The organism is Roseobacter sp. (assembly GCF_024639605.1).
Taxonomy (GTDB): Bacteria; Pseudomonadota; Alphaproteobacteria; order Rhodobacterales; family Rhodobacteraceae; genus Roseobacter.
The window spans coordinates 1-10,058 of record NZ_JAHEHZ010000126.1 but is presented as its reverse complement, the minus strand read 5'-3'; the positions used below and the strand labels follow the sequence as shown (position 1 = coordinate 10,058).

The 10,058-nt window shown below is 61.3% G+C and carries 12 protein-coding genes and 1 tRNA gene; 9 read left to right on the top strand and 4 right to left on the bottom strand.

All coding sequences use genetic code 11. The features are described from left to right. Positions 1-101 precede the first annotated feature (101 nt). Positions 102-176 (bottom strand) — tRNA-Thr (locus Q0M35_RS14505). Between the two features lie 86 nt (positions 177-262). On the opposite strand from Q0M35_RS14505, the gene Q0M35_RS14500 reads away from it, so the two are divergent. The 6 genes from Q0M35_RS14500 to Q0M35_RS14475 all read left to right on the top strand — a co-directional run bounded on the left by Q0M35_RS14500 (position 263) and on the right by Q0M35_RS14475 (position 4,569). Continuing rightward, positions 263-436, top strand: a complete 174-nt coding sequence (locus tag Q0M35_RS14500; protein ID WP_295316538.1) for a hypothetical protein — start codon at positions 263-265, stop codon at positions 434-436. Between the two features lie 4 nt (positions 437-440). After that, complete coding sequence (gene murA / locus Q0M35_RS14495) at positions 441-1,709, top strand: UDP-N-acetylglucosamine 1-carboxyvinyltransferase (protein WP_295316536.1); 1,269 nt, start codon at positions 441-443, stop codon at positions 1,707-1,709. Further along, a complete protein-coding gene (locus Q0M35_RS14490) occupies positions 1,706-2,173 on the top strand; it encodes a DUF2948 family protein (protein ID WP_295316534.1) in 468 nt (155 codons plus the stop codon). The genes murA and Q0M35_RS14490 overlap by 4 nt, the downstream gene beginning before the upstream one ends. Before the next feature lie 72 nt (positions 2,174-2,245). Next, positions 2,246-3,547 carry a histidinol dehydrogenase gene (hisD, locus tag Q0M35_RS14485; protein WP_295316532.1) on the top strand — a complete coding sequence of 434 codons (1,302 nt, stop codon included), beginning with the start codon at positions 2,246-2,248 and terminating at the stop codon, positions 3,545-3,547. A gap of 80 nt (positions 3,548-3,627) precedes the next feature. Next, positions 3,628-4,107, top strand: a complete 480-nt coding sequence (locus Q0M35_RS14480) for a UPF0262 family protein (protein WP_295316530.1) — start codon at positions 3,628-3,630, stop codon at positions 4,105-4,107. Next, the gene (locus Q0M35_RS14475; RefSeq protein WP_295316528.1) at positions 4,108-4,569 is read left to right on the top strand and encodes a low molecular weight phosphatase family protein; all 462 of its coding nucleotides are present in this window, start codon (positions 4,108-4,110) and stop codon (positions 4,567-4,569) included. A 2-nt stretch (positions 4,570-4,571) separates the two neighbouring features. Here Q0M35_RS14475 and Q0M35_RS14470 read toward each other — a convergent pair whose 3' ends face one another. Further along, positions 4,572-5,483: a sulfotransferase domain-containing protein gene (locus Q0M35_RS14470; protein ID WP_295316526.1), complete on the bottom strand. Its 912-nt coding sequence runs from the start codon at positions 5,481-5,483 to the stop codon at positions 4,572-4,574. A gap of 139 nt (positions 5,484-5,622) precedes the next feature. On the opposite strand from Q0M35_RS14470, the gene Q0M35_RS14465 reads away from it, so the two are divergent. After that, positions 5,623-6,015: a ketosteroid isomerase-related protein gene (locus Q0M35_RS14465; RefSeq protein WP_295316525.1), complete on the top strand. Its 393-nt coding sequence runs from the start codon at positions 5,623-5,625 to the stop codon at positions 6,013-6,015. A 4-nt stretch (positions 6,016-6,019) separates the two neighbouring features. Next, positions 6,020-6,607: a GNAT family N-acetyltransferase gene (locus Q0M35_RS14460; RefSeq protein ID WP_295316523.1), complete on the top strand. Its 588-nt coding sequence runs from the start codon at positions 6,020-6,022 to the stop codon at positions 6,605-6,607. A gap of 18 nt (positions 6,608-6,625) precedes the next feature. Here Q0M35_RS14460 and Q0M35_RS14455 read toward each other — a convergent pair whose 3' ends face one another. Both Q0M35_RS14455 and Q0M35_RS14450 read right to left on the bottom strand, forming a co-directional pair. Further along, positions 6,626-6,787: a hypothetical protein gene (locus Q0M35_RS14455; RefSeq protein WP_295316521.1), complete on the bottom strand. Its 162-nt coding sequence runs from the start codon at positions 6,785-6,787 to the stop codon at positions 6,626-6,628. Positions 6,788-7,100: 313 nt separating this feature from the next. Continuing rightward, complete coding sequence (locus Q0M35_RS14450; protein WP_295316519.1) at positions 7,101-8,192, bottom strand: porin; 1,092 nt, start codon at positions 8,190-8,192, stop codon at positions 7,101-7,103. 208 nt (positions 8,193-8,400) lie between these two features. On the opposite strand from Q0M35_RS14450, the gene lepA reads away from it, so the two are divergent. Next, the coding region (gene lepA / locus Q0M35_RS14445) for a translation elongation factor 4 (protein ID WP_295316517.1) at positions 8,401-10,058 on the top strand (1,658 nt) is incomplete at its 3' end.

Sequence of the window (10,058 nt, the reverse complement as noted above, 5' to 3'; positions counted from 1 at the left end):
TATCGTGATACGCGGCCCTGCGACAAGCAGAGATCAACTGATCGCCAGGTCCGAAAACCGGCACCAGAATTATGACATCAGGCAATAAGATGAGGCAGAGCTGGTGCTGCTGGAGAGAATTGAACTCTCGACCTCTCCCTTACCAAGGGAGTGCTCTACCTCTGAGCTACAGCAGCGCCGGTGTGGCGCGTGATTAGACGCAAATATTGATACGTGCAAGCCTTATCTGGACCCTTCTTGCGCCCTGCGCTAGACAGGCGCTATGGCAGATAAATCACCCCGGAAAGGCCCGGCAAAGACAACCGGAACGCGCGAAGACCGGCTCAAAGCCGCTCTCAGGGCCAATCTGGCGCGGCGCAAGTCGCAGGTCCGCGAACGGCAGGCCGCAGACGGGACAGGCAAACCGGCGACGCCCGGGCAGAAAAAGGACATCTGAGCAGATGGATTCAATACTCGTCAGAGGCAACGGCCCGCTTGCCGGTCAGATACCGATCGCGGGGGCGAAAAACGCCTGTCTGACGCTGATGCCGGCCACGCTGCTCACCGAAGAGCCGCTGACGCTGGTCAATGCGCCGCGGCTCAGCGACATCCGCACCATGACCGAACTGCTGCAGTCGCTGGGGGCCGAAGTCACCACGCTGCAAAGCGGACAGGTGCTGGCCATGTCCAGCCACGACATCAACAACCAGACTGCAGATTATGACATCGTGCGCAAAATGCGTGCCTCGATCCTGGTGCTTGGCCCGATGCTGGCGCGCTACGGCCATGCGGTGGTCTCGCTGCCGGGCGGTTGCGCGATCGGCGCGCGCCCGGTCGATCTGCATCTCAGGGCGCTGGATGCCATGGGCGCCGAGCTTGAACTGCGCGACGGTTATGTGCACGCCAGCGCGCCGGGCGGGCTCAAAGGAGGCACCATTGATTTTGATTTCGCCTCAGTGGGCGCTACCGAAAACGCGCTGATGGCTGCTACGCTTGCCAGGGGCACGACCGTCATCAACAACGCCGCCCGCGAGCCCGAGATCGTGGACCTGGCCACCTGCCTGCGCGCCATGGGCGCCCATATCGACGGCGACGGTACCAGCACCATCACCATCGAGGGTGTGGACCGGCTGGGCGGTGCTACCCATACCGTGGTCACCGACCGCATTGAGCTTGGCACCTATATGCTGGCACCTGCGATCTGCGGCGGCGAGGTGGAACTCCTGGGCGGCCGGATCAGCCTTGTCGAGGCGTTTTGTGAAAAGCTTGATGCTGCCGGGGTCGATGTGTCTGAAACCGCTGCCGGCCTCACGGTCAAACGCCGCTCCGGCGATATCAAAGCCGTCGACGTGACCACAGAACCGTTTCCCGGTTTTCCCACCGATCTGCAGGCCCAGATGATGGCGCTTTTGTGCACTGCACGGGGCACTTCTGTGCTGGAGGAAAAGATCTTCGAGAACCGTTTTATGCACGCGCCCGAACTCATCCGCATGGGCGCCGATATTGAGGTGCATGGCGGGACGGCGACTGTGAAAGGCGTCGGACGGCTGAAGGGCGCGCCGGTCATGGCAACTGATCTGCGGGCTTCCGTGTCGCTCATTCTTGCAGGACTGGCGGCAGAAGGTGAAACCCGTGTAGCCCGTGTTTATCACCTCGACCGTGGCTATGAGCAGGTCGTCTCCAAACTGTCAGGCGTTGGCGCAGACATAGAGCGGATCTCAGGCTCATGACCGATGCCCGCTTTGAAGACGGCCGTGAGGCACCGCTGAACCTTGGCGCGCTGGATGCAGATGATCTGCAGGTCATTTCCTCGCTCTGTCAGGACGCCGTGTTACCGGCGGCGGAAATGAAATGGGAACGCAGGGCGCACAGGTTTGCCCTGCTGCTGAACCGCTTCCGCTGGGAAGAAGGGCCTGCGCGCGCCGTCTCACCCGAAAGGGTACAGTCCGTGCTGGCCTTTGACACAGTCACCGCTGTGGCCAGCAACGGCATTTACAGAGGCGATGCCGATACGGTTCTGTCACTGCTCTCGGTGACCTTTGAGCCGACTGAAGCACCGGCGGGCCACATCCTGCTGACACTTGCGGGGGACGGAGCAATCCGCCTGACGGTCGAAGCGGTGGAGGCCACCTTGAAAGACGTCACAAAACCCTACATGGCGCCATCTAAGAAAACGCCCGACCATCCGGATTGATCCTGTTTCCGGGCCGGTGGCATCTCCGCCGAAAGCTCTGATTTCCTGTCTCACTGTCACGCCGAGGACTAAATGCCTGTCTTTCTCAATGCAACCGATCCGGATTTCGAAAGCGCCTTCACCGGGCTGCTCTCGGCCAAACGCGAAGACAGCCCTGACGTCGATGCCACCGTCGCGGACATCATCGCTGATGTGCGCGCGCGCGGCGATGCCGCCGTCACAGAGCTTACCGAAAAATTCGACCGCCTGAAGCTGACAGCATCCGGCCTGCGCCTTTCGGCGGACGAAATTCACACCGCCGCCGCCTCCGTGCCACAGGCTGAAAGGGACGCGCTCAGCCTCGCGGCGGACCGTATACGCGCCTATCACGAACGCCAGCTGCCCGAAGATGCCGAATGGTCCGACGAAACGGGCGCGACCCTCGGCTGGCGCTGGACACCGGTAGCCGCCGCTGGGCTCTATGTGCCGGGCGGTCTGGCCTCCTATCCTTCTTCGGTGCTGATGAACGCCATCCCCGCGCGCGTGGCGGGTGTGCCGCGCCTTGCAATGGTGGTGCCGGCCCCGGACGGGATCCTCAACCCGCTGGTCCTTGCTGCAGCAGAACTTGCCGGCGTCGATGAGATTTACCGCATCGGCGGCGCTCAGGCGATTGCAGCGCTGGCTTACGGGACAGAAACCATCGCCCCTGTGGATAAAATCACCGGTCCTGGAAATGCCTTTGTGGCGGCGGCCAAAAGGCGGGTTTTCGGCAAGGTTGGCATCGATATGATCGCCGGTCCTTCCGAGATACTCGTCATTGCGGACGCCGACAATGATCCCGACTGGATAGCGCTTGATCTGCTGAGCCAGGCCGAACATGACGAAAGCGCGCAATCGATCCTGATCACCACCGATGCAGCCTTCGGCCAGGCGGTGGCCGAGGCCGTAGAGAAACGCCTGACCACGCTCTCCCGCAGCAGGATCGCCGGGGCGTCCTGGCGCGATTTCGGCGCGGTGATCACTGTGCCCGATCTCGATACGGCAGCGCAGCTTTCGGATCGCATCGCGCCTGAGCATCTCGAGCTTTGCGTGGCCGATCCGGATGAGCTGAGCGCAAAGATCACTCACGCCGGTGCGATTTTCCTCGGCCAGTGGACCCCAGAGGCCATCGGCGATTATGTTGGCGGCCCAAACCATGTTCTGCCCACCGCGCGCTCTGCCCGTTTCTCCTCCGGCCTCTCCGTGCTCGATTTCATGAAACGCACCACGCTTGCGCGCATGACACCTGCCGCCCTGCGCGCCATTGGCCCGGCGGCGGAAACGCTCGCCGCCACGGAAAGCCTTGAGGCACACGGGCTGTCGGTCACCGCCCGTTTGCGCAGACTCAACGACTGATTTGCCCGCGAGAGCGGTTGCCCCGGTACGGTGACCTGCGCTAAGCAGTCACGGTTCATAACCCCGCAAAGATCCTGCAAATGTCCCGTATTTCACAGATTAACCTCGACGACTCCGGTCTGCCGCCGCCCACGCCCGAAATCGAGCAGGAGCGCAAAGTGGCCATGTTCGATCTGCTTGAGGAAAACACCTTTATGCTGCCCGCCCGGGACGGCCGCGAGGTTCCTGCCGGCCCCTATCACGTGGGTCTCGCGATCCGCGAAAAGCGGCTGGTCTTTGATGTCGAGACAGAAAACGCGGAAAAAGCCGCCGAGTTCCATCTGTCGCTCGGGCCCTTCCGCCAGGTCGTCAAAGACTATTTCCAGATCTGCGAGAGCTATTTTGAGGCCGTCAAAAAACTGCCCCCCAGTCAGATCGAAACCATCGATATGGCCCGCCGCGGCATTCACAACGAAGGCAGTCGCGTTCTTCAGGAGCGTCTCGAGGGCAAGGCCGAGGTTGATACAGACACCGCGCGCCGCCTTTTCACGCTGATCTGCGTACTGCATTTCGGGGGCTGAATGGGTCAGGAACTGCCACAGTCGGTTCTGTTTTGTTGCGATCACAACGCTGTGCGCTCTCCGATGGCAGAGGGCATCATGAAAAAGCTCTATGGCACCGGTACCTACGTGCAGTCCGCCGGCGTCACCAATGACATGGAGATCGACGGCTTCTCCATCGCGGTCTGTCAGGAAATAGACGTTGAGCTCTCCCGCCACCGCTCGCGCAGCTTTGACGAGATGGAAAACTGGGGTGATGATCTGGGCTCTTTTGATCTGGTGATTGCGCTGAGCCCGGCAAGCCAGCGCCGCGCGCTGGAACTCACGCGGTTTTACCACCTCGAAGTTGAATACTGGCCCATCCTCGACCCCACCGGCCTTGGAGAAACGCGCGAGGCGAAACTCGTGAGTTACCGCCAGGCCCGCGACCAGATCCGCGACCGGCTGATCGGCCGCTTCGGCCCGCCCACGGAGATGATCTGAGCTCAGGACCCGTGCGTGTAATCGCCGCCATGCTGCAGCCAGTGGCGCAGCCCCGGTTCGGGCACCAGCTCTGCCAGACGCGCCTCAAACGCTGCGATTTCCGCCGCGCTGAACGCACCCCGCCACTTCTCCGTGCCGCCACTGTCGAAAAACGCAGTCTCGTTTCTCCAGAATCCGGTGCTGGCCAGTGGCACGAAATCCGTCGCCCGGCGCTTCATCGCGTCAAAGGCCGTTGCCCGCACGATCCGCGCCTGTGACGCCGTCTCCGTCCCGGTGTCCAGCACGCTTGCCAGCCGTGCCACCGTGCCTGCGTGATCGGCGATCATATCGGCATAATGCAGAAACGTAACCTGATCCGCAGGGCGCGCCGCGACCGTGCGCCGGTAGTGCTCTGTCAGCACCTCCAGCGCATCCTGATCAATTTCATCAACGGCCAGGGGCGTCTGCAGAAAATATCGCAAAGCCGCGGGGACCGCCTCTTTCAACGGATGCTCGTCGACCCTTGCAATATTTACGAGATGTTTTCGCAGCGACAGGAGCACGTCCAGCGGATGCCGGTAAACGGCGACAACATGGACACCGTCCCAGACCGGAAATCCGTCGCCCGGTGTATGCGTCTTGATCACCCGACGCCCCGTCCGCGCGGCCAGCAATGCGGGCACCGCCCTGGTCGCGGCATCCTCAAAATCGGCGTCGATCCAGGGCGAAATCTGCGACACCGTCTCAGGCAGGTCGCGGCCGTCGTTCAGCAACAGCGCAATCATCGACTGGGTCCAGGTGGTGCCGCATTTCGCCGGTGTGCACACGATGATATCGCCCCGGCGTGGCGTAAAGAACGCCCAGCGGTCCGGATCGGTGATCTTGCCGGAATATCTGCGCTTCGCAGGCCGGATTTCAGATGCTGTTGCTGTCATATGTGTACCCCCTGATCTTTGCCGCCGTGCTACCAGCCGGCGGCGGGAAGGACCATCTCCGCCGGGCGCCCGGGCGCAGGATTGACAGCCAGGAGCGTCCCGCGCATCAAGGAGCCGCACACCCTCAAGGGAGACCCGCATGCGTACTGTCCTGAACCGCTATTTCGATGCCTTCAACGCGAAGGACATTCCCGCCATGCTCAACTGTCTGACCGAAGACGTGGCCCATCACGTGAATGAGGGCAATATCCGCACCGGCAAAGCCGCTTTTGAGGTCTTCTGCGCGCATATGAACCGCTGTTATGACGAAAAACTGTCAGATATGGTGATTTTTATCTCCCCTGACGGCACACGCGGCGCGGCGGAATACACGGTGAACGGCACCTATCTCTCGACAGACAGCGGTTTGCCAGAGGCGCGCGGCCAGACCTATCGTCTGCCGGCGGGTTCGTTTTTTGACATCCGGGACGGCAGAATCGCCCGTGTGACCACCCGGTATAATCTCTCTGACTGGACAGCGCAGGTCTCCTGAGCCGGTGACACCCGATGTCCGCCCCCTGACCGGTGACGCCCTGCGCGAGGTCCTGCCGCAGCTTGCGGATCTGCGCATCACGGTCTTTCGCGACTGGCCCTATCTTTATGATGGCGACGCGGCCTATGAGCAGGCCTATCTGGCTCCTTATGCGCGGAACCCCGCGGCCTGCGTGATCGGCGCTTTTGACGGGGCGCGGCTTGTGGGGGCTGCCACGGCCCTGCCGCTGATGGATCACGCAGATGACTTCAGCGCGGCTTTTGCGGGGTCTGATATCGCCCCCGAACGCCTGTGGTATTGCGCGGAAAGTGTGCTGCTGCCCGCGTATCGCGGGCAGGGGATCGGGCACCGCTTTTTCGATCTCCGCGAGGCGCAGGCCCGGGCCCTCGGGTTCAACGCGGCCGCTTTCTGCACCGTCACGCGCCCTCGGAACCATCCGTTGCGCCCGTTGCACGCGCGCAGTCTGCAGCCGTTCTGGCGCGCGCGGGGCTATGAGCCTTTGGAAGGTGCGGTGGCGCAATTCGCATGGAAAGATATCGGTGAGACCGCAGAGACCACCAAACCGCTGCAGTTCTGGATGCGCGTGCTCTGACCGGCGGGCACGGTGGCCTCAGGCTGAACCGCAAAGCCGTTCGGCGGTCTCCGAAAACCGGTCCCAGCGATCCCAGAAGGCCTCATTGGCCACGCTGTCGGAGACCTTGATTTCGTTGAGCAGTTCCGGCTCGGAGAAAAAACGCACGCCGCGTTGCTGGTCGGCCTGACTGAGGGTCATATCTGCTGCTGCCTGGACGCAGCCGCAGAGCGCGCGCGACGCGTTACGCCGGTCGTGGATCAGGCATGCTGTGCCGATTGGTCCGGTAGCAAACCGCGAAACCGTACCCGTATCAAAGGAAACAGACTGTGATTGCGCGCCGCCGGTACCGCGCGGGGCAGGGGCGCTGCTGCAGGCGGCCAGCACCACCACTGAACCTAGCAAAACCGCCGTCCGGATCATGACACCCCCCGATGCACTGTTCATGTATCGCGCGACTATGGACCACTCCCCCGCGGCTTACAATCGCCTGCCCGCGCGACCAGGCGTCGCGTCAGAACTGCCAGCGTGCCCCGATGGCGAAAACATCGACATCCGCGACGCTGATGCCCGGAGCGCCAAATTCATGGCGGCGCCAGACGGCATAAATTTCCATGTTGTACTCATCTATTTTCTGCACTGCCGCCAGCCCTGCGGAGGAGCTGTCGGAGCCGTCGAATTCATAATCACTGCCCTCGTAGAGATCGATCGACAGCGCCGTGGTGCCAATGGCGAACCAGTCCTGCTGCCAGCCGAGTTTGCCATAGAGATAGTCGTCATTGCCTTCTTGTTGCGCACCGGCCGAGACTGCAAAACTCAGACCCGTTGGCGTGTGCAGCACCGCCGCCGATCCGACCAGCAGTTCTTCTCCCTCGCTGACCCAGGCATAACTCAGCCGTGCATCCGCGCGCAGATCACCATAATCGCCGGAATAGCGCGCGCCGATGTCGTAGTACTCGGTGTCGTCGCTGTCAGCGAGTACCTCCTCACCGCCCGAGGCGCTGAAAACCAGCCCGTTCCAGGACGGCGTGTCATATCGCAGCCGTAAACGCCGCGCTCCGTCGAAGGATGAAAACGTATCGCCGATGACGATGCCGGTCCCGGCACCCCCCGCACCGCGATATTCAATGCCGCCCGCCAGATCAGAGATGCCCGAATAGGCGATGACCGAAGTGCCGGAGAAATCCGCCTCCGCCACACCTTCGCTGGCCGTACCCCCCTGTCCAAGGCTGATCGTGCCGATATCGGGTGTTTTGTAGATAAATTCAAATTTGCGCAGCTCGGGCCTGTTTAAATCGACATCGGGACTGGTGTCATCGATGCTGACGGAAGAAGAGCCATTAAGCCCCAGCCCGGTCTCGAAATTGAACCGCAGCGAGCGTCCGTCGCCAAAGCTGTTTATCCAGTTGAACCCGATCCGCGAATTTGAATTGTCGTTGTCGGTGAAATAGGTCTCGCTGCTGAACCCGTCGTCTGTGCTGAAAATCCCGAAATTAAGCTGCCCGTAGACCTCAAAACCGGTCTGCGCAACGGCTGCGCCGGGCATTATTACACCCAGCGTTGCGATGGCGGAAAGGGTGACGCGGGCAAAAGATCTGCAGCGCATGTGCTGTCCTTCGGTGAGCCGGCACACTCTGCCGGTAAGACGACATTATACTGCTCCGCGCTGTCGGGGAACACACTATCCGGGACGCCCGGACACTCAAAGCCACCGCACCCGCGCGCCAGGGTCACAGGCAGTGCCGAGCGCTGCACTTACATGGCGCAATCTGCCACCTTGACCAACCCTGAAAAGCCCACCATATCCACTTGTCATGACACCGCTTTCACATATCCGCAATTTCTCGATCGTCGCCCATATCGACCACGGGAAATCCACGCTCGCAGACCGGCTGATTCAGTCGACCAACACCGTCTCTGCACGAGAGATGAAAGAGCAGATGCTCGACAGTATGGACATCGAGCGCGAACGCGGCATCACGATCAAAGCACAGACCGTGCGGATCAATTATACCGCTGAGAACGGTGAGGAATACGTCCTTAACCTGATAGACACACCCGGCCACGTCGATTTCGCCTATGAGGTCAGCCGCTCCATGCGTGCCGTCGAAGGCTCGCTGCTGGTCGTCGACAGCACCCAGGGCGTCGAGGCACAGACCCTCGCCAATGTTTATCATGCCATCGAGGCCGACCATGAGATCGTGCCGGTGCTGAACAAGATCGACCTGCCCGCTTCCGATTGTGACCGCGTGGCGGAACAGATTGAGGATGTCATCGGTATTGACGCCTCCGAGGCAATCTGTGTCTCCGCCAAAACCGGGCAGGGCATCACCGAAACGCTCGAGGCGATCGTGCACAGACTGCCGGCACCCAAAGGCAACCCCGACGCCCCGCTCAAAGCGATGCTGGTGGACAGCTGGTACGACAGCTATCTCGGCGTCATCGTGCTGGTGCGCATTATGGACGGTCAGCTGAAGAAAAATGACCGCATCCGGTTTATGCAGAACGGCACCGTGCACCATGTGGACCGCATTGGCGTTTTCCGGCCCGCCATGACCGAGATCGACAGCCTGAACCCGGGCGAAATCGGCTTTCTCACCGCCTCGATCAAACAGGTGCGCGACACCCGCGTCGGCGACACAGTCACGCATGAGAAAAAGCCTGCCGAAAAGGCACTCCCGGGTTTCAAACCCAGCCAGCCGGTGGTCTTTTGTGGTCTCTTCCCTGTGGACAGCGCTGAATTCGAAGATCTGCGCGACGCCATAGAGAAACTTGCCCTCAACGACGCCTCCTTCTCATACGAAATGGAAACCTCCGCAGCTCTGGGGTTCGGCTTCCGCTGCGGTTTTCTTGGCCTTCTGCACCTCGAAGTGATCCGCGACCGGATTGAGCGTGAATATGACATCGAACTGATCACCACTGCGCCCTCCGTCATCTATCATATCCACATGAAAGACGGCGGGATGATGGAGCTGCACAACCCTGCTGACATGCCCGACCTGACCCTCGTCGATCACCTGCAGGAACCGCGCATCAAAGCCACTATTCTGGTGCCCGACGACTATCTCGGTGACGTCCTCAAACTGTGCCAGGACCGGCGCGGCATCCAGCTCGATCTGACCTATGCCGGCAGCCGCGCTATGGTCGTCTATGACCTGCCGCTCAACGAGGTGGTGTTTGATTTCTATGACCGTCTGAAATCGGTGACCAAAGGCTATGCCTCTTTTGATTATCAGATGATCGGGTACCGCGAAGACAAGCTGGTGAAAATGTCGATCCTGGTGAACGACGAGCCCGTCGATGCGCTCTCTACCATGGTGCACCGCGACCGCGCCGAACAGCGCGGCCGTGCGATGGTCGAAAAGCTCAAGGATCTGATCCCCCGGCACATGTTCAAAATCCCGATCCAGGCGGCCATCGGCGGCAAAGTCATCGCGCGCGAGACCCTTTCCGCCATGCGCAAGGACGTGAC

Excerpts from the sequence above, each read along its gene's own strand:
- Q0M35_RS14450 (WP_295316519.1), bottom strand. The coding sequence starts at position 8,192 with ATGCGCTGCAGATCTTTTGCCCGCGTCACCCTTTCCGCCATCGCAACG.
- Q0M35_RS14465 (WP_295316525.1), top strand. The coding sequence starts at position 5,623 with ATGCGTACTGTCCTGAACCGCTATTTCGATGCCTTCAACGCGAAGGAC.
- Q0M35_RS14480 (WP_295316530.1), top strand. The coding sequence starts at position 3,628 with ATGTCCCGTATTTCACAGATTAACCTCGACGACTCCGGTCTGCCGCCG.
- murA (WP_295316536.1), top strand. The coding sequence starts at position 441 with ATGGATTCAATACTCGTCAGAGGCAACGGCCCGCTTGCCGGTCAGATA.
- Q0M35_RS14475 (WP_295316528.1), top strand. The coding sequence starts at position 4,108 with ATGGGTCAGGAACTGCCACAGTCGGTTCTGTTTTGTTGCGATCACAAC.
- Q0M35_RS14490 (WP_295316534.1), top strand. The coding sequence starts at position 1,706 with ATGACCGATGCCCGCTTTGAAGACGGCCGTGAGGCACCGCTGAACCTT.
- Q0M35_RS14470 (WP_295316526.1), bottom strand. The coding sequence starts at position 5,483 with ATGACAGCAACAGCATCTGAAATCCGGCCTGCGAAGCGCAGATATTCC.
- hisD (WP_295316532.1), top strand. The coding sequence starts at position 2,246 with ATGCCTGTCTTTCTCAATGCAACCGATCCGGATTTCGAAAGCGCCTTC.
- Q0M35_RS14500 (WP_295316538.1), top strand. The coding sequence starts at position 263 with ATGGCAGATAAATCACCCCGGAAAGGCCCGGCAAAGACAACCGGAACG.
- Q0M35_RS14455 (WP_295316521.1), bottom strand. The coding sequence starts at position 6,787 with ATGACCCTCAGTCAGGCCGACCAGCAACGCGGCGTGCGTTTTTTCTCC.